Below are 20,197 nucleotides of genomic sequence, written 5' to 3' on the forward strand. Positions count from 1 at the left end.
CTTAGGTAACGTTGTTATCGTTAATCGTAGAAATTATACTATACATTGTGAGTTTTATCAATAAACTTACACGTAATTCCTTTGCATAGCAGATATTAAAAAATAGCATGATAAAAGGAGTTATAGGCGTTCCTCTAATTCCATCCACCGTTCAGTGAGCGCATCTATTTGAGTCTGTGTTTCTTCTCGTTCCTCCATCAGTGACTGCATTTTTTCATAATCAGTAGCCACTTGGCTTATCATAACATCGAGGCCCTTCACTAAATGTTCTAGCTTAGGCAATTCATCCATAATTTTGGCATACTCCGCTTCTTCTGCTTTATTGAGACCCTTCTTTGGTATTTCTTTGAAAGTATCTGTTTCATCACTAGCTACAACATTATCATTTCCAAGGGTATCTACCCTATTATATTGATTATCAACAGAGTCATCGCTATCAGCCTCTCCACCTTCTACAGCTCGTACCGTTTTGGAATTAGCCGGTATATTATCATTTGGCATATAGAATGGGCGCTTGCTACCACTACTTTCATCAAGAGCATCTTTGTAGTCAGAATACGAGCCATGAACGATTTCAATATGCCCATCGCCTGTAAAGACAAACAGTTTATCCACTACGCGGTCTAGGAAGTACCGATCGTGACAAACTGTAATGATGACGCCACTAAAGGAGTCAAGGAAATCCTCTAATACCTCCAATGTTGGAATATCAAGATCATTCGTCGGTTCGTCCAGCAATAATACGTTAGGGGCGCTCATCAACAATTTTAAGAGGTATAAACGACGACGTTCCCCGCCAGAGAGTTTTCGAATCGGTACACCATGTAATTCTGGGGTAAAAAGGAATCGCTCAAGGATTTGTCCTGCGCTCAATGTAGATCCATCACCGAGTACCATATAAGAGTGGTCCTCACGAATATAATCGAGAACGCGCATATCTTCATCAAATTCAGGTAGCTCTTGTTTAAAATGAGCAATGCGAACGGTCTCACCTTTACCGATAGTGCCTCTCGTCGCTTCGTAGGTGCCATCAAGGATATTCATAAAGGTAGACTTACCAACACCATTGGGTCCTACTATACCGATACGATCATGGCGTACCACGTGATAGGTAAAGTCCTTAATCATAGGACGTTCATCAAAATAAAACTCTAAATGCTCAATATCAAAGATGGTTTTTCCTAAACGTGTCTTCAGCGCAATAGGATCCATTTGATCCGGACGACGGGTTTTCTCCATATTCTTTAATTTTTCGTAACGGTCAAGACGAGCCTTTTGTTTTGTAGTTCTAGCCAGAGCACCACGACGTACCCATTCGATTTCTCGTTTTAAAAATTGACGTCGTTTTTCTTCCGTAGCAGCTTCACGAGCCTCTCGATCAGCTTTCAAGGCAATAAATTCTTCATAATTGCCATCGTATTGATACATATGACGATTTGATAGCTCTAAAATACCATTACATACGGAATCGAGGAAATATCTATCATGGGTACTGATTAATAATCCTCCTTGACGTACACTCAAATACGACTCTAGCCAATCAATACTATCTTCATCCAAATGGTTAGTCGGCTCATCTAGTAATAAAAGATCACATGGATATAGCAATGCTTGCCCCAATGCAAGACGACGCTTTTGCCCTCCTGATAACATAGCTACCTTTTGCTCCACATCAGGAAAGCCCAATTTAGATAAAATAATGCGCGCCTCTTGCTCTACCTGCCACCCGTCTTGTTGATCCATTTGCTCCAATGCATTCATATAGTTGCGAGATATTTTAGCATCGTCTTTACCAGACTCTTGCATTTGGCGATACTCACGACTAATACGTTCAAAAGCTTTTACCATTTGCAACCGAGGATGATTTCCATCAAGAACGGCCTCAAGCAAAGTAGCTTCCGCATCAAAATCAGGTGTCTGCGCTAAGTAATAAATGCTAGCCTTACCATTACGCTCAATGGTGCCTTTATCAGCTTCCATTTGTCCTGCTAATATTTTTAGAAATGTAGACTTACCCGTTCCGTTGATGCCCACAAGACCTAATCGTTTTTCCGTGGTAAAAGTCATACTCACCTCTTTAAACAGTAGCCTTGTGCCATATGATTTCTCTATGTTCTGTAAACTAATAACGTTCATATTCCGCTCCTATTTTGTAATTCTGTTATTTATTATACTACACATTACCATTGACAGTAACAGGCGCCCTCAGTAGAATAAACGTAACATATATATTCATGAGGAGGTCCACATGGCGACGGATATGGTTTTAGACTTTTATGAAAGTATCAACTTTGAACTTATCGACATTGATGGGTATGACACATTATTTACCGAGCTCTTAGAGGATGGCACGTATGCAACTGTGTCCGATGATGACGGCTATATGCCAGAGGACTTAGAGACACCAGTCGTATTCAATGTGTACGACGATAACGACTCCTTCCAATGGAGTGTTACCCTTGATGACTCTTACCAATTAAAAGATTTATTGGATGGTGCAGAAAGTACGGATGCTTTCTTAGTCACATTACAAAAACTTCGAAAAGAACATATTGAACAGTATCAATAGAAAAAAGCGATGGCCCTTTTGGTCATCGCTTTTTCTATATTGGTTAGCTAATTGCCTCTTGAGCTTTCACAAGCTCATCTTGTGCACTACCATCTAAAATTTCAATGAGACTATTTACAATATCAGCAGCCCCATCCACATGCCATTCGCGAGCTCGCTCAGACATTTGTTGAAGTCGCGGAGAATTAATTAACAGTGCAGTTACCACATCTTCTAAGTTATGAATATCACGAGCCCAACGAGCACACCCCCGTTGCTCTAATAGTTCTGCATTTGCCTCTTCCTGCCCTGGGATAGCATTAAAGAATACCATTGGCAATCCGATTGTAACAGCCTCCATACAGGTCAATGCACCAGGTTTTGTAACGAGCAAAGACGATGATTTCATGAGCTCAGAAATATTGGTAGTATAACCATATACGGTGGTCTTCGTCTTCATAGATTCACTAAGGACAACTAACGATTCGTAAAGAGACGTATTTTGTCCGGCTACAACGGTAATTTCACCAATACCATTTACTTCATCTAGATGTTTTAAAGCCGTCTCAAGAGAGCCTAAACCCAGGCCACCACCCATAACAAGAACTTTCACAGGTTCCTCTAAGCTATACTCTTCAATAGCATCACGGAAAAAAGATCGCCGCACAGGAATGCCAGATACATGAATACGAGATTCATCGATACCTGAAGCTACCATTTCAGGTACCATAGATTCTGTTGCAACATAGTAAACATCAATCTGTGGATAGAGCCAAAACTGATGACTACTAAAGTCTGTCATAATAGCCACTAGTGGTACATCTATATGACCTTGACGTTTTAAAATCGATGCCGCACCACAAGGAAATGGATGTGTAAAGACCATTACATCTGGCTCTTCTTGTTGTACTAGTTTAAGCATGCGGCTTTTTAGTAGGTACGACAATGCGGTTTGCATAATGGTACCTCGTTTTTCCCCTTTCGATACGCGATAAATCATATCATAGAGCATGGGGAATACGTCAATCATCTTGATATAGGTACCCTTAATTAAATGCTCTACAGACATAGTTTCTGTATCAAGAAAATCAACATGGGTAATTGATGCTTGTGGCTCTTTTTCTTTCCAATATTCTTCTATGGCTCTTGCGGCTTGCATATGTCCAGTGCCGATTGAGGCAGACACGATGAGAACCTTCCTTGATGTTTCGTTATTCATAATGCACCCTTTCTCTGTGCATTATACCATAAATAGATAAAAAAAAGAGACCTCGAAAGGTCTCTTTCACATCCAATATGGATTATTTTTTGCGTTTTTTAGCTTTTGCAGCGTTAACTTGTTCTTTCAAACCTTTACCAGCTTTGAATGCAGGGGATTTGGAAGCTGCAATTGTGATAGTTTTACCGTTTTGTGGGTTACGGCCTTCACGAGCTGCGCGTTCACGAACTTCGAAAGTACCGAAGCCGATAACTTGTACTTTGCCACCAGCTGCTAATTCTTGAGCTACTGTGTCAAATACAGCTTTTACTGCTTTTTCAGCATCTTTTTTAGTTAATTCAGTTTTTTGTGCAACACTTGCGATTAATTCTGTTTTGTTCATGACAGAACCTCCTTAAAATTACAATACCTTAGAAGTGTATAAACCTCTAGGTTACTTTTCCTGCACTTTAGCCTCCTCCCAAAAAGCATCGAGCTCAGCTAATGAAAAGTCTTCCCATGAGCGATCGCTTTGGTTAACACAAGCTTCTACATGTAAAAAACGCTGTCGGAACTTTGTGTTTGTGCGATTTAGTGCATTTTCACCGCTTATTTTATACCATCTGAATAGATTAATCAAGGAAAAAAGCACATCTCCTGCTTCTTTTTCCATATTTTCTCTATCATTTTGGTCAATAGCCTCCTTAAATTCCCCCATTTCTTCGGAAACTTTAGCCCAAACAGGATCAAGCTCATCCCAGTCAAATCCTAGCTTTGCAGCCTTTTCTTGGAGCTTATAAGCCGCCATTAAAGCAGGTAAACTTTTCGATACACCATCCAATACAGAATTTTGAATATTTTTCTTTTCTTGTGCCTTTAATTCATCCCAAGTGTATGATTTTTCATCATTTTCTGGGCTAAAAACACGAGGATGACGACGAATCATTTTTTCAGCGACATCATTAATTACATCTTGAAGTGTAAAATGACCAGCCTCCTCTGCCAATTGACTGTGAAAAACAACTTGCAATAATACATCACCTAACTCTTCACGAAGATTCGGCATATCTTTATTATCAATGGCATCTACCACTTCGTAAGTCTCTTCTATAAAATAGCGACGTAAAGATTCATGCGTTTGCTTTTGATCCCAAGGACAGCCATTTGGTGCACGCAAAGTTTTCACTACATCGACTAAAGGTTGAATATCAATATTGTTCTTCATATAGCTTTGCTTCCTCCCTATTGCGTCGAGCTTGTAAGCGCTTGCCTATGATTGGGAAATAGTATATATCATCTTTTACGACAGCTTTAGTAAGCCATAACGATAAACCATATACAAAAATAGCCACTACAATTGCTGCAGCCACAGCGCCACCATTGCCTAATAAATCAACAGTGCTCACATAGATGACTTGTGTAGCACCGCCCATGGCCATGGCAGATACTATTATTTTTAATAACTCTAATGTGTTGAGTACCGAACCTACATATCTTTTTACAAAAATATGATTAATAAGCGCTGCAATAGCAAAGTTTAAATTCGTCGCCCAAGCCGCACCATTAATGCCCAACTCAACACTGCCTGTCAATTCATAATCTAAGAATGTCTTCACTAATAAGCCGATAAAAATCGACACCATAGGAATTACTGTCCTTCCTAACCCTTGCAAAACACCTGCAGTAACCTGCTGCCATCCGAGGAACACAATACTCAAGCTAATAACAGCAATAACAGGCCCTGCGTGGGGTGTTGCATATATTAATTGCGATATTGGCGTAGCTAGTACACAGAGACCAATACAGGCTGGAATCGTAAACATATTAGCAATTTTAATCGCCGTTTCCGCTCGTTTCACGATGCGATGTACATCACCTTGAGTATGGGCCTCAGATACGGCTGGCACAAGACTAGCGGCTAAGGACGTAGTTAGAATGATTGGCAACCCAATCAGAGATGTTGCCATCCCCGTTAAATAGCCAAATTGTGTGGTTGCTTCATTGAGATAGTATCCTATATCCATCAATCGTTTTGGGACGATAAATGTATCAATGAGTGATACCATAGGAAGCATAATATTCGCCATAGAAACAGGTATAGCAAGGCTAAACAAGCGTTTAACTACGGTGCCATTACTTTCACAAATAGCATTAGGATTCTGTTGTGAAAGCATCTTCTCTCGAACATTACGTTGTCGGTAGTAAAAATAAATTAATACCAGTAACCCTGCCAATACGCCTGGGAATGTAGCAAAGGTCGCACCACCTGCCGCCAAATGGAGTCCACGATCAATGAAGTAGTATGCCAAACCTACCATAGAAGACACGCGAAAGATTTGTTCAAATACTTGACTCGTACCAGTAGGCACCATATACTGGAAACCTTGGAAATACCCTCTAAAACAGCTCAGGATGGTCACTACAAAAATGGCTGGAGATAATAACTGAATAGCAATTAAAGCACGTGGATCGGTGATGATTTGATTGTCTACGAGCCATTGCGCACTACCATATAAGGCCAAACTAAATACCAGCCCTAATATAGCGAGTACCCTTAAAGATACGGAAAATACTTGTTGTACGCCTCGCATATCATCATTAGCAAGTTTCTCTGCAATCATAATAGATATGGCTACAGGAATACCTGCAGCAGAAATACTAACGATAATTTGATAGATTGGATAGGCCATCATATATAGCCCAATTCCTTCACCACCTAAAATCCGTGCAATAAGAACCTTACTAAACGCACCGATGACCTTCACGATAATACCGGCTAAGGTTAAAATCATGGCTCCTTTTAAAAATCGATTCATAGGCCCTCCTTAGTCGGTGACTTGTGGCTAAGAGCCTTTATCACCGCTTCCGTAATGGTCAAAACAGAACCTTTCATGCCATTAAGATTCACATATAATGTGGCTGGCTTGGTGTCCATAAACTTCATTTTTTTCCATAAATCTTCTCGTACAGCCCCCATGTCCCAATCGGTCATTTTAGAATCGTCATACCAATGGATGGTGAGCCGCTTATCTCTACGGACGATACTTTTAATGCCCAGTAGGCGCGCTTGCTCTTTAATTTGAGCAATGCGCAACAAACGGTCTACTGGGTCGGTTGGTGTACCGAAGCGATCAATGAGCTCATCCGTCATATCATCGAGTTGCTCTTTAGATTTAATATGTAACAATCGTTGGTATACAGAAATCTTACGTGCACTATCTTTGATATACGCATCGTCAATAAACGCATCTACCTCTAAGTCGATAGCTGGATCAATGGATACATCTCGCTCAACTTCTTTATTTTGAGCCTTTGCAATCGCTTCTTCTAACATGCTCACGTACATACCAAAGCCGACAGATGCGATATTACCATGTTGCTGTGAGCCTAATAGATTGCCGGCACCGCGAATCTCTAAATCTCTCATGGCTAACTTAAATCCTGCGCCGAGCTCGGTGAACTCCTCTATGGCTTTCAAACGCTTTTCAGCTGCCTCTGAAAGTATTTTATCTGGCCGATACATAAAGTATGCATAAGCACGTCTACGAGAACGTCCTACACGGCCTCGCATTTGGTATAGCTGAGATAAACCTAAACGGTCTGCATCATAAATAATGATAGTATTGGCATTAGGAATATCTAAGCCAGTTTCAATGATACTCGTGGACAAGAGTACATCATAATGACCTTCATAGAAATCGGTCATAATCTCCTCAATTTGACGGCCTGTCATCTGTCCATGAGCAATAGCATAACGCAAGCCAGGCAATGCGGATTCTAATAGTTCTCCCATGTGATTAATAGACGCGACACGGTTATATACGAAATAGACCTGTCCACCTCTTGCAAGTTCTCGTTTGATAGCATCTGCTATGAGATTCATATCGTATTCCACCACATAGGTTTGAACAGGCAAACGCTCCTCTGGCGGAGTATTGATAACAGACATTTCTCGAACGCCAACAAGGGACATATGTAAAGTCCGCGGAATCGGTGTAGCACTCAAAGTGAGTACATCGATATTGCTAGCCCACTCTTTCCACTTTTCTTTTTGTACTACCCCAAAACGTTGCTCCTCATCTACAACGAGCATTCCTAAGTCTTTGAATACCACCTTTTTGTTAAGTAATGAATGAGTTCCAATGAGAATATCAATAGATCCATCCTCTACGCCTTTAAGAATTTGTTTTTTCTCTGATGTAGTTCGGAATCGATTAAGCACATCTACTTTCACCCCAAATGGAGCAAAGCGATTCAAAAAAGTTTGGAAATGTTGCTGTGCTAAAACCGTAGTTGGTACAAGTACTGCTACTTGTTTTCCGCTCATAACAGCCTTGAAAATGGCGCGCATAGCCACTTCCGTTTTACCAAAACCTACATCACCAGCGAGCAAGCGATCCATAGGAACAGGTCTTTCCATGGATTCTTTAATCTCTGCGGTAGCCTGTAATTGGTCTTCCGTTTCCTCATAGGGGAATGCATCTTCAAACTCTTGCTGCCATGGTTGATCTGGCAAGAATGCAAAACCTTCTGTGATTTCTCGTTGTGCATATATCTCAACGAGTTTATCTGCTAAATCATCAATAGATTTTTTTGCCTTTGAAACAACCTTGCTCCAGTCACGACCACCCATCTTATTAATACGTGGCACATCACCTTCGTTGCCAATATATTTTTGCAGTTGATCTAAATTATTAGCTGGTAAGAACAGTTTGTCCGTTCCAGCATAAGCAATCTCAATATAATCGCGATGAATGCCTTCCGTCTCAATTGTTTTAAGACCAATATACTTGCCGATACCATGCATATTATGTACTACATAGTCACCAGGCGTTAAATCTGTAAAATAATTGATTTCTTGGCCCTTTTTAGGCTTATTACGAAGCTTGCGCTTTTGCTGTCCGTAAATATTACCTTCTACGACAACTACGAGATGGCTATTGGGCAATTCAAAACCATCTGTTAATAAGCCCTTTAAAATAACGACGGTGTTTGGCTTTGCTATCCATGTATCACTATGAATAAATGCAATATTCTCCCCTTCAAGGGCGCGCTCAATACCTTCTCGTCGTTGCTGATTATTTAATACGAGTACCACTTGATGATTTAAACGATGCCATTGTTTAATTTCATCTATTAATAGGGGAATTTGACGCTCAAAGCTCGTCATCGTCTTCCCTTGAATGCCAATAGGATTAAATCCTGCAAGTCCAATAGAACGTTGTTGCATAAATGTGAAAGCCACTTGATTCGTAGCATCTACAGTGCGTTGTAGTTCATTCCAATCACAATGATTTTTCCGATGTGTAGGATCTTCTTTTAAGAATTTCTTTAACGCCTCTTGAATACGACCTGGCTCATCATAAATTAGAGTGCCCTCTTTCACATAAGATAATAAAGTACTTTCCGCATCACTTTTACCAAGAAAGAAAGGAGTTACCGTATAGGATTCGATTTGCTCAATAGAGCGTTGATTCTCAACGGAGAAGAAACGCAATGTATCGATCTCATCGCCAAAGAATTCAATACGAATCGGATGATCACTATTTACAGGATAAATATCTAAAATATCTCCACGCACAGCAAAATGACCACGTTGTTCCACCTGGTCTACGCGTTCATATCCAATTGTTACGAGCTGTTCAAGGGCTATATCACGTTCAATTGCATCATTTAAAGCAAAATGCAACGATTGCCCCTTTAAGTAATGAGGAGATACAACATACTGTGTAACCTCTTCAGCATTGGCAATGACTACTGCCGGCTCTTGCCATGCCAACAGTGCTAATGCTCGCATCTGCGCACCTTGGTCTTCAAGACTGCGAGCCACAGTCGTAAAGTCTACATGATCTGTTGTAGGAAATGATAAGACTGGTACATTAGGCATGAAAAAAGCTAAGTCCCGTTCCCACATCTCCTTATGGTCCTTATCATGGACTACGATGACTACAGGTTTTATAAGACCTGCAGAAAAAGATTGACTTAAGAGGAAACTCTTTTGAGATCCGCTAAGACCATATATGACTGACTTCCCCTTTCGCTGAAATGCGTTTAGCCCATCCACAAAGGATGGGTTCTGTGAAAGCAGTTTTGTTAATGTATTATCCATACTGCACCATATAGTATTACTATGATTGTATTAATTAAATAGTTCTAACTAATATATTATAACATATAACGTAGTAGTTAAATCTGTACCTATCTTGCTATCAAATTGTATGTGTTTATCGATATAAATATCCACGTTAATACTTAATTTAGGCAAAAAAAATACACCTCTAAAGGTGCAATAAAGTTGGTGCGGGAGAAGGGACTTGAACCCCCACGCCGTAAGGCGCCAGATCCTAAGTCTGGTGCGTCTGCCAATTCCGCCACTCCCGCGTCTCAACTGAAATAATAATATCATGTATGGAATTCATCGTCAATCATTTTTTTATAAATGACTTAAAATCCATATATCTAAAAATAAATTCCAAGGAAAATAACTATCTAAACCTTATGATTTACGTAAACCTAAAACAAATTCTAAAACTAAAAAATCTTAACTCTACAATTGTATATCTATTAATAATTGTATATCTATTAATGCTTAACGCCTCATCTAAACCTTAACTCTACAGGTCTCAATCTAAAAGGTCTTACCGATAATTAATATTTGCAAAATAAAAAGAGACTGACCCAGAATCCGAACTACTAGAACCCTGGGTCAGCCTCTTTTTTAGGATGATGATGAATAAATGCATGCCCTACATTTACCATAAAATATATTAACAGTCATAACATATGTCATGCTGGTAATACCAATAAGGTAATCCACCATGACCATAGCACGACATTTAGATCGTATAGAACTAAAATCTAAATCAAATATAATGCAATTTAGATCCAATAGAACTAAAAAATCCTTTTTACGGGTACGTAAAAAGGAGCTATTAACTTCTCCTCCCTATCTCTCGTAGGTCAAATGGTGAATGTTGAATAGGCAGTTCTCCTGACTCGGCGTCATCGCTCATCTAGCCTTCCCAGTTTCCCAGTGACTTAATTTAGACTCGCTCGACCATACAGTGGCGGGACCGTGCTGGCATTTAACCAGCTTCTCTATTATGCTTTTCAGCACCTATTCCCAAATATGATATTTTCTATGCCTTTATTCTAACAGTCTACATTCATTTAGTCAATACGGCAGTAGCATATTTATTAATAAAAAAATGCTATATAGGTCTGCCGTATTGTTATAACAAAATATAAAAAGTTTAACGATCTAATCATTAGCTTTATCCAACGCGATTTCTAAATAGCCATCCTGCTATGGACATGCTTATAACGGTTAGGATAATCATAGGAATAAAATTAAACCAAATATCCGTCAATCCTGCACCTTCTAGATAAATTCTGCGCATTGCCTCAACAGAAAACCGCATAGGATTTCCATATGTAAGATATTGCAATATTTTCGGCATATTATGTACAGGTGTGATTAATCCGGACAATAAGGCTAGTGGAAAAAGAAAGACAAAAACATATACGAGAACTTGCTGCATATTTTTTGCAATAGCCGAAATAGATAACCCCAATCCAATGCTACTACTTATAAACGTAAACAACACGGCATACACAAGAAATATATTGCCCCGAAATGGAACTTTAAACCAAAACATGGCTATTAATAACAATACAGTACTTTGAAACAGTCCTATTAACATGGGTGGTATAGACTTTGCAACCAAAATTTGCATAGATGATACGGGCGTTACCAATAATTGATCAAAGGTCCCCTGCTCTCGTTCTCGTGCCACAGATAGCCCCCCCCAACATGATAACTTGTGTCATACTGATCAATATAACGAGACCTGTCAAGAAAGTCCAAGAAGACTGCTGATTTTCATTGTACCAGGTACGAGATTCAATTGTGATTTCCTTATGCTCAACACCTAACCAAGTCTGATTGAATTGAGAAATGATTTGCCCCATATAGGCTGTGGCAAGACCTGAAGTCATTGTATTCGTTCCATTTACAATAACAGTAATAGATGTAGGTTGTTTATGCTTTAAGTTTTCTTCAAAATCCTGAGGTATGATAACCGCCATAATAACCTTGTTGGAGTCTATTAATGGTGCGATTATATCCGGAGAGTTCGCAGATTGATACAGTTCAAAAACACCGGATGAATTAATAGTCGATTCTAATGCAGCTGCGGTCTGCGTATGACTTTCATCAATCAATACATAGGGAACCTTGTTGAGATTATAGGTTGCGGCATAACCGAAGAGGAACCCTTGAATAATAACCGGTAACAGTAAGATTATACGAGTTTTCGGATCTTTAAAGGTGGCTAATAGCTCTTTCCATATGATGGAGACAATTTGATTCCAATACAGGCGCCAATTCATTATTCCACCTTCTTCCGCGTAATATAAATTGTCAATATTGTAAAGCAAATAGCAAACCCCGATAATACGGCACTATTTTTAATAATCAAATACCAGTTATTTCCACCTAGGAACAATGATTTCAGCAATTCTAAAAAATATGTAGGAGGTAAAAGCCGTGAAATATATTGAATCACCACAGGTTGTGAATGTGGATCAAATAAAAACCCCGTCAATATCAACGCCGGTAAAAAACTGGTAAGTAACGCCATTTGACAAGCTAAGAACTGTTTCTTCGTAAACGCAGATATAAGTAGTCCCATATTTAAGGAAACAATCAAATACAATGTGGACACGATGCAGATGATCCATAAGGAACCACGCATAGGTACTTCATAAAAGAAATACGAAACACCGAGGCAAAACAACAGCCCCAACATGGCCAATACATAATAAGGCACTACCTTAGCCAAAATAATTTCAATAGGCTTAACTGGTGTAACGAATAAAGCCTCAAAAGTACCACGTTCCCATTCTCTAGCCATAACGACAGCCGTAAGAAAAACGGATACAATCGTCATGATAATCATGATGAGTCCAGGAATCAAAAACCAGGTACTTGTATTTGTCTCATTAAACCACATGCGAGGGTTCATTGTTATATATCCACCACGTAGCATAAACGGAATATTCTTAACGGCCCATAAGTTAATAGCTGAGTTTACATAACTTTCTATACTCATCGCTACCGAAGTATCGACACCATAGTAAATCCCCTGCACTTTCCCTTGTCCACGCATAATTTGATCAGAAAAGTCCTGTGGAATCACCAATATGGCATCTACCTTTCGTTTTTCCATCAATAATTCCGCCGTTTTTCTATCGCGAACCGCTATAGGTTGAAAGTACTCAGAGCCGTATAAGGAGTCATACACACTCTGGGTCATAGAATCTTGCCGTTCCATAACCACTGCTATCGGCACGTGTTTAACATCCAAAGTAACCCCTGAGCCGATGAGGATGATAAGTAGTATAGGTAGCACAACACCCAACAAAATAGTGCTAGGGTCGCGCAATACTTGTAAGGTCTCCTTGTATACCAATGAGGAAAACCGTCTTATAAATCCGTTCATACGTTATCCTCCTGTTCCCGTTTTTCCAGTATGACGGAGATAAACGCTTCATCCATAGTACAATTCTCATCGCCGGCAATCCGTCTAACTTCATCAGGTGTTCCCAGTACAACGAGTTTCCCTGCATCCTGAATCATAATACGGTCACAGTATTCCGATTCATCCATAAAATGAGTCGTAATAATAATCGTTGTTCCTCGCTTTGATAAAGAAGTAATCTGTCGCCAGAAATTACGCCGCGTAAGAGGATCAATACCACTTGTGGGCTCATCCAAGAAAAGAATTTTTGGCTCATGCATTAAGGCAGCCGCCATGGACAAGCGCTGTTTATAACCACCAGGCAAATCACCGGCTATCATATCGCGCACATCATTTAGACGAAACTCCTTGATAACAGCTTCTATTCGATCATCCTTTTTTTGACCGTACAAACCGTACACACCAGAAAAAAATTCCAGATTTTCCATAACGGACAAGTTGCCATACAAAGAAAAATTTTGCGCTACATATCCGAAATTGCTTCTTGCCGCTGTACGAGATTTAACGACATCAACGCCAGCTACGCTTAAATCACCGCTTGTTACAGGTAATAATCCACACAACATACGAAATGTCGTCGTCTTCCCTGCTCCGTTTGGACCGAGTAACCCGAATACTTCTCCGCGCTGCACCGTAAATGATGTATTAGCCACCGCCGTAAAATCACCGAATGTTCTCACCAAATGAGATACGGAAATTTCTACTGGACGCTCAACCATTTCATTGGGGGACAACAAATGCTTTCGTTCTTTCACTATCGCACTTTCATCCAAATCCATATCGATACTATCTAAAGGCTTAGCCCCTTGTTTTGAGGCAATTTCATCCTCTTTTAACAGCATCATAAAGGTATCTTCCAAACGACTCTGAACTGGTTGTTCCTCCATACCGTACTCATTAAGCCAAGGAATCGAAAGCATTTCTTTTGTTTTTATGTACCTCACGGCACCGGCCTCCGGAACTGCATCCGCCACGCATTTCCTGTCATCCATCAATGCGGCCTGTACATTTCGCATGCTCAACGACTTCGGAATTTTTACCTGAAAGCATCGTTTCTCAGACATTTGGGTCAACTCATGCGGCGTCCCCGTTGCTAAAAAGTGCCCCTTATTGAGGACGAAAACATCTTTACAATGCTCCGCCTCATCTAAGTATGCAGTGCTAACAAGTACGCTGATTCCATCTGTACATACCAGCGACTCTAAGATTTCCCATAACTCCCGCCTTGAAAATGGATCGACCCCTACAGTAGGCTCATCGAGCAATAAAAGCTCCGGAGAACGAACCAATGTACAAGCTAGGCTAAGCTTTTGCTTCATACCGCCTGACAATTTACCAGCTTGACGCTTAGTAAATTTGGCTAACCCCGTCATATGCAGTAATTTTTCAACCCGCTTCGTTCTCACATGCAAAGGAATACCGTGTAAATCTGCATAGAGATTCATGTTTTCACTGACGGATAATTCCTCATAAAGCCCAAATTTCTGAGGCATATAACTGAGTCTATCTTGAACTGCCTGTGAATGTGCTTTCACATCCATTCCGAGGACATCTAAAGAACCAGCCGTGGCATCCAATAAACCGGCTATCAAACGAATCAAAGTTGTTTTTCCCGCCCCATCTGGCCCGACCAACGCAGTTAAACAGCCTTTCCGAATTTTAAAATCCAAATGATCCAATGCTATTATAGGATCAGCTCCAACAATGGGAAATTCTTTATATAATTGTGACGCTTTGATTGCATATACATCATTCACCGCACACCTCTATATATCAATGGAAACAGTGGCAGGCATTCCTAAACGAAGGCGATTATTCGGGTCATCTACATATACCCGTACTTCATACACAAGGGTAGTACGCACATCCTCCGTTTCTACTGATTTAGGGGTAAATTCCGCTACGGAAGAAATATATCCGATTGTTCCGTGAATCGGTTCGTTCTTATATGTATCCGTTGTTACATTTGCATCCATACCGTTATAAATTTTTCCTAAATCCCGTTCGTTCACATATACACGAACCCATTTCTTAGTATTCTCAGCCAATTTAAATACAGGTGTATTCGGTGAAGCCATATCACCGACCTGTAATAATCGGGCCGTTATAACACCGTCTATAGGAGCTGTTAATACGGTTTGGTTTAACAAAAACTCCTGACGGGCCAGTTCGCTTTTCATCGCATCCAATTGGCCTTGGGCCTGTGCTATATCTTCCTGTCTTGGCCCTGCGACAGCTAAATTGTATGCTTGCTGAGCCTCGTTTAATTTGGCTTCCGATACTTTCACCTTCGCCTGTATATCATCTACAGACTGTCGACTAACGGCCTTACCATTTGAAGCATTATAGGATTTTTGTAACTTCTCTGCTTCTTGTTTCGATTGTGCTAACGCAGCTTCTGCAGATGTAACTCGTGCCGATGCTTGAGCGATTTCTTCTGGTCTACTGCCTGCTTGCAACTTGGCCACTATAGTTTCCTGTGCTGCAATGGTAGCCTTAGCCTGCTGTACAGCAAGATTCAATTCATCAGAATGTAAATACCCCAAAATCTGCCCTTGGCTCACGACCGCACCTTCATCCACCAAAAGGCTGGCAATCCGGTCACTTCCCCGAAATGCAACATTAACTTCACGCAGATTCACATTGCCTTGCAACACAATATGATGAGAGGCCATGTACGCTTCGTATTGATTATAAGCATAATAACCTACTCCACCCAAAATTATTAGAAAGGCAATCATTATACCTGCGCACTTTTTTCTATTATTCGCCATCCACCGTTTAAGGACATCAAGTTTCTCTTTCATAATCATTCCCCGTTTCTCACACTATTTCTTAGCATGCGAGTCCGCCTCTGCCTCCTGATCCATGTCCATGGCTTCCCAACCACCGCCTAAGGATTTAAATAAACGAACGGTATCAGCAAACTCTTGTCCCCGACTCATGATATATTGCCGCCTTGCAGACAATACATTTCTTCGTGCATCAAGAACACTTAAGTAATCGCTAAGACCGGAGTCAAAATTGGTTTGCGCCAAAGATTCTGCTTGCTGTGCAGATTCTACAGCAGATATCAATTCCTCAGACTTAATATGATCCTGAGATGCATCCGTTACTGCATTTCGGACCTCCCCTACAGCTTTCAAAACAGCCTCTTCGTAAAGTGCCAAGTATTCCTGTTCCTTTTCTGTTTGTACCTTTATATTCTTACGAATAGCACCGGCATTGAAAATAGGCATAGTGATAGATGGTCCTATTCCTATCATTTTACCGATAGCCGAAATAAGACCTCCCGATGAAAACGACTCCAAGCCTATACTGCCATTTAGTGAAAATCTAGGCTTAAGGTCAGCCTTTGCAGCCTTGGTTTTCTGTTGTTGCGCCGCAATACGTCGTTCCGCCGCCTGAATATCAGGCCGTTGTCGTAAAGCTTCCGCCGGTATGCCGATAAACATGTGTGGATCCACCGTAGGTAATGAAGTATTTTCCATCAATAACCCATCAATCTCGCCTGGAACTGTTCCTGTCAATATAGAAAGAGCAGCCATTGTGGAAGCTATATTTTTCTTTAATAAAGGAATCTCCGCTTGAGTCTGAGATAATGCATATATAGCCTGTTGCACAGGTAATTCATTAATAATACCAGACTGATAATTTATCTTAATCAGTTCCAACGCTTCCTGTTGACGCTTCACATCATCTTCTGTTATGCGCAATTGCTCCTGTAAAGTTCTTAACGACATATACTGTAATCCGGTTTCCGCGCTCAAAGATACCCAAGTGGAATATAAATCCGCCTGTGATGCTTGTAACGAATTCGATGTAGCACGTGATTTTGCTTTTTGTCTTCCGAATATATCAATTTCCCATCGCGCATCAATTCCCAATTTACCGGTTTCTACATTTCTCGTCATCTTATCAGATATAGGTAAATTCTTTATCGCTTCTCGGTCTGAATCCCATTCACCCTGACCTCTATTAGCCGACCATGAACCGGAAGCATCTAGCCAAGGTAATCGCTGTGCTTCAGCAATACCCAACTGTAACCGCCCTTGTCTAACTCGAGAACGAGCTACCTCTAACTGCCGATTATTTTTGAGGGTCAAATCAATTAATTGATCCAATACAGGATCGTTAAAAACCTTCCACCAGTGGGCTAATTCTTCTTCACTGACCGCTTTCCCTTCTACAACCTCATACGGTAAGGGATGTTTTCCCGCTTCTTCTACCCAAGAATGTTCATTCAATTCTTTAGTTGCATTTTGTTTCTCTGAAAGCTTAGTCTCATCAGCAGCAGTACTCTTTTTCTTCTTGTTTTTGCCATCTTTGTAATACGATGCAATAACAGGACTGCCTTGGTCAGAATCGTCAACAGTTTTTTCAGACCCATGCTGTACTGTCGTATTATCTCGACGCGTTTGATTCGTATCTCTATTTGATTGACTAAAGCTGATGTCAGCGCTAGCACTCCAAGCCCCTAATGCTAAACATATATAAACAATTAAAAGTTGTTTTCTATTCGTCTTCATAGCAAACCTCTTTTCATTTCCATATATATCAGTATCATTGTATGTTTATCTTATAATATAAAACCATTATGTATCAATAATATGAAGTATCATTTCAATCTAACTTGAGTTTTATCGAACTTTCACATAAAATAAAAATGTATTAATATAATTCAAGTGGAGGCGAGTATGTATATCGGTGAAATCATTAAAAGCTATCGCGAGCAACATAATATGACGATCGAAGAATTCGCAAACAAATCGAATCTAAGTCAAGCAGAAATCACTCAATTGGAAGAATTATTTCAAAGCGATGGAACAACACCTCATCCTGTTGCAATGCGACAAATTAAGGCTATAGCTGAAGCCATCGAACAGCCAATCCCCATCATTATGAATCTTATTTCTGCAGATCAAGAAATTGTCGTTAACGTAGTAGCGGAATCAGATCAGCCACATGCGAAATAATAAAACTTAGTTTATTAAATAAAGATTATTAACTCATAAAAGGACCCTACATAAATATGTAGGGTCCTTTATATACATATAAAAAGCAAAATAAAAAAGCACCACATTACTGTGATGCTTTAATTTGGTGACCCAGAAGGGATTCGAACCCCTGGCCTTTTGATTCGTAGTCAAACGCTCTATCCAGCTGAGCTACTGAGTCATGTACAAGGTACTCACTTATATTAACATAATGATTGCGGCTACGCAAGCATTTTTTAATATTTTTCGAGTAATTTTATGGACATGCGGTCCAAAGACCGCAATCCAAATTTTGGCAGGGGCAGTAGGACTTGAACCCACAACCAACGGTTTTGGAGACCGCTACTCTACCAATTGAGCTATACCCCTATGTTCATCAAGCTTTGCTTGATACTTGATTAGTTTAACAAATATTACATACTATGTCAAGAAATATAGGCTTATTAATCAATAAAATAATAGGAAATATTAAAGGAAAAGAGCCCTCTTTCAAGGGCTCTTATGTCTACCTAACTTTTACCTTTATATATACGGGAGATGGTATATATAATTAGAGAGTTTTGTATATGTATTGTTTTGTTTATACACAGGGAGAGTATTGTTGTGTATTTAAGTGTTGTTTTATGTGTTGTATTGTTTTGTGTTGTTTGTATTATTTGTAAAAGGGACAGGTAAAAGTTATTAGTAGTAGACCTCCATTTCCTTAGTTGATCTCAATCAACTATAGCTAGTATATAGATAGTTCGTGAAAACATAGTGAAAGTGATATGAAATATAATCAAAACGAGTAATTTTTGGTACATTTTGGTATATTATTGAATATCAGTAAGATAGCCATAAACCACGTATTTACTAGTCTAGATAGGGATCTATATAAAAAAGTGATAATTCTATGCATGAATAGAATATGTAATAAATAGTAATTATTAAAATTTATAATTAGACCTTCATTAATTATTTATTATCAATTAACTGATAATATAATTAAAAAATAATGAACTAAGTGATGCAGTAAATCTATCGTCGTTTTATTCTTATTACCTTTAACTTGCCCTACTCACCAGGTCTCCTGGGAGGATAGAAAGCCATACAAAAAAAGACACACCCTCAGGTGTGCCTTTAGCTTAATCAGCGGCTTCCTATCAATCCTCACTGTGGATTTTCCTTCACTGCTTCGCAGTTCGGTAAATCTTACGTTCGGAAGAAGGTGATGTGTGGGCCCCATACTTCGTTTAATCCTAATTACTTTTTGCTTGCCCTACTTGCTTCCTCACTGTGGATTTTCCTTCACTGCTTTGCAGCTCGGTAAATCTTACGTTCGGAAGAAAGCGATGCAGTGAATCTGTCGTCGTTTCACTCCTCCATCTTCTACTGCCCTGCTTTTCCCAAGGCCGTCTTACACAGACACGCAGATAGATATAACCTCTACAACCTTGGCTGGAGACGGTTCTAGCAGGGGGGGCTAGTCGAAGATGAGCAAAAAGAAAAAGGCCTACCATTCGGTAGACCTTTTTCTTTTCGTTAATCAGCAGCTTCCTATCCTCCCAGGCCGTCTCCAGCCAAGTACTTTCGGCGTTTATGAGCTTAACTACTGTGTTCGAGATGGGAACAGGTGGATCCTCATAGCCATCGCCACTGAATCTGTCAGAGTTTGTACTCTGAAAACCACATAGAAGGTATATATATTTGTTGCACATTCTGCTTAATGTTTTGTTATATGTTGCGTCCCATACTCAAAGTACACGTCTGGAGGATTGCGTCGAAGCCTGTGGATTTCACATCGTGAAATCTTACGTTTCGACGTAAGCGACTCCACGCAACTTGTGCGTCGCGTTGCTCCTTCAAGTTGGTTACGCTGCTTAAGTAAAGCCCTCGATCGATTAGTACCAGTCAGCTCCAAACCTCACGGCTC

General features: G+C 40.0%; 14 protein-coding genes, 3 tRNA genes, 1 rRNA gene and 1 riboswitch. Of the genes, 2 read left to right on the plus strand and 16 right to left on the minus strand.

From position 1 onward, the window contains the following. Nucleotides 1-120: 120 nt before the first annotated feature. Nucleotides 121-2,136: an ABC-F family ATP-binding cassette domain-containing protein gene (locus DW000_RS05715; RefSeq protein WP_120055526.1), complete on the minus strand. Its 2,016-nt coding sequence runs from the start codon at nucleotides 2,134-2,136 to the stop codon at nucleotides 121-123. A gap of 112 nt (nucleotides 2,137-2,248) precedes the next feature. Between DW000_RS05715 and DW000_RS05720 the strand changes: the two genes are divergently transcribed. Beyond that, nucleotides 2,249-2,569 carry a hypothetical protein gene (locus tag DW000_RS05720; RefSeq protein WP_008714437.1) on the plus strand — a complete coding sequence of 107 codons (321 nt, stop codon included), beginning with the start codon at nucleotides 2,249-2,251 and terminating at the stop codon, nucleotides 2,567-2,569. Between the two features lie 43 nt (nucleotides 2,570-2,612). Here DW000_RS05720 and DW000_RS05725 read toward each other — a convergent pair whose 3' ends face one another. The 12 genes from DW000_RS05725 to DW000_RS05775 form a co-directional block, all read right to left on the minus strand. Then, nucleotides 2,613-3,767: a glycosyltransferase gene (locus DW000_RS05725; RefSeq protein ID WP_120055528.1), complete on the minus strand. Its 1,155-nt coding sequence runs from the start codon at nucleotides 3,765-3,767 to the stop codon at nucleotides 2,613-2,615. Between the two features lie 82 nt (nucleotides 3,768-3,849). Further along, on the minus strand, nucleotides 3,850-4,149 hold the full coding sequence (locus DW000_RS05730; protein WP_004696710.1) for an HU family DNA-binding protein: 300 nt from the start codon (nucleotides 4,147-4,149) through the stop codon (nucleotides 3,850-3,852). 51 nt (nucleotides 4,150-4,200) lie between these two features. Further along, nucleotides 4,201-4,971 (minus strand): nucleoside triphosphate pyrophosphohydrolase, encoded by a 771-nt coding sequence (gene mazG / locus DW000_RS05735; protein ID WP_008601616.1) that lies wholly within the window; start codon nucleotides 4,969-4,971, stop codon nucleotides 4,201-4,203. Beyond that, nucleotides 4,955-6,562 (minus strand): polysaccharide biosynthesis protein, encoded by a 1,608-nt coding sequence (locus DW000_RS05740; RefSeq protein WP_120055530.1) that lies wholly within the window; start codon nucleotides 6,560-6,562, stop codon nucleotides 4,955-4,957. The genes mazG and DW000_RS05740 overlap by 17 nt, the downstream gene beginning before the upstream one ends. Then, entirely contained in the window at nucleotides 6,559-9,855 is a 3,297-nt protein-coding gene (gene mfd / locus DW000_RS05745) for a transcription-repair coupling factor (protein WP_120055532.1), read from the minus strand. Before mfd ends, DW000_RS05740 begins: the two co-directional genes overlap by 4 nt. Nucleotides 9,856-10,042: 187 nt before the next feature. Beyond that, nucleotides 10,043-10,127: transfer RNA gene (locus DW000_RS05750), tRNA-Leu, on the minus strand. Between the two features lie 582 nt (nucleotides 10,128-10,709). Beyond that, nucleotides 10,710-10,882, minus strand: a riboswitch (cobalamin riboswitch). Between the two features lie 138 nt (nucleotides 10,883-11,020). Next, nucleotides 11,021-11,542 (minus strand): ABC transporter permease, encoded by a 522-nt coding sequence (locus DW000_RS09885; RefSeq protein ID WP_243624540.1) that lies wholly within the window; start codon nucleotides 11,540-11,542, stop codon nucleotides 11,021-11,023. Then, nucleotides 11,511-12,137: an ABC transporter permease gene (locus DW000_RS09890; protein WP_243624541.1), complete on the minus strand. Its 627-nt coding sequence runs from the start codon at nucleotides 12,135-12,137 to the stop codon at nucleotides 11,511-11,513. Before DW000_RS09890 ends, DW000_RS09885 begins: the two co-directional genes overlap by 32 nt. Further along, the gene (locus tag DW000_RS05760) at nucleotides 12,137-13,249 is read right to left on the minus strand and encodes an ABC transporter permease (protein WP_120055534.1); all 1,113 of its coding nucleotides are present in this window, start codon (nucleotides 13,247-13,249) and stop codon (nucleotides 12,137-12,139) included. The genes DW000_RS09890 and DW000_RS05760 overlap by 1 nt, the downstream gene beginning before the upstream one ends. Then, nucleotides 13,246-15,045, minus strand: coding sequence for an ATP-binding cassette domain-containing protein (locus DW000_RS05765; RefSeq protein ID WP_120055536.1), 1,800 nt, complete (start codon nucleotides 15,043-15,045; stop codon nucleotides 13,246-13,248). Before DW000_RS05765 ends, DW000_RS05760 begins: the two co-directional genes overlap by 4 nt. Nucleotides 15,046-15,054: 9 nt before the next feature. After that, nucleotides 15,055-16,095 (minus strand): efflux RND transporter periplasmic adaptor subunit, encoded by a 1,041-nt coding sequence (locus DW000_RS05770; RefSeq protein ID WP_120055542.1) that lies wholly within the window; start codon nucleotides 16,093-16,095, stop codon nucleotides 15,055-15,057. Nucleotides 16,096-16,116: 21 nt separating this feature from the next. Beyond that, nucleotides 16,117-17,817 (minus strand): TolC family protein, encoded by a 1,701-nt coding sequence (locus DW000_RS05775; protein ID WP_120055538.1) that lies wholly within the window; start codon nucleotides 17,815-17,817, stop codon nucleotides 16,117-16,119. Nucleotides 17,818-17,985: 168 nt separating this feature from the next. Between DW000_RS05775 and DW000_RS05780 the strand changes: the two genes are divergently transcribed. After that, nucleotides 17,986-18,264, plus strand: coding sequence for a helix-turn-helix transcriptional regulator (locus DW000_RS05780; RefSeq protein WP_038125512.1), 279 nt, complete (start codon nucleotides 17,986-17,988; stop codon nucleotides 18,262-18,264). 125 nt (nucleotides 18,265-18,389) lie between these two features. On the opposite strand, the gene DW000_RS05785 is transcribed toward DW000_RS05780, so the two are convergent. The 3 genes from DW000_RS05785 to rrf form a co-directional block, all read right to left on the minus strand. Then, a tRNA-Arg gene (locus tag DW000_RS05785) sits at nucleotides 18,390-18,466 on the minus strand. Nucleotides 18,467-18,578: 112 nt separating this feature from the next. Beyond that, a tRNA-Trp gene (locus DW000_RS05790) sits at nucleotides 18,579-18,654 on the minus strand. A 1,154-nt stretch (nucleotides 18,655-19,808) separates the two neighbouring features. Continuing rightward, nucleotides 19,809-19,925: ribosomal RNA gene (rrf, locus tag DW000_RS05795) — 5S ribosomal RNA — on the minus strand. Nucleotides 19,926-20,197: the final 272 nt, after the last annotated feature.

The organism is Veillonella sp. AF36-20BH, from assembly GCF_003602765.1.
In the GTDB taxonomy this organism is placed as follows: domain Bacteria; phylum Bacillota; class Negativicutes; order Veillonellales; family Veillonellaceae; genus Veillonella; species Veillonella hominis.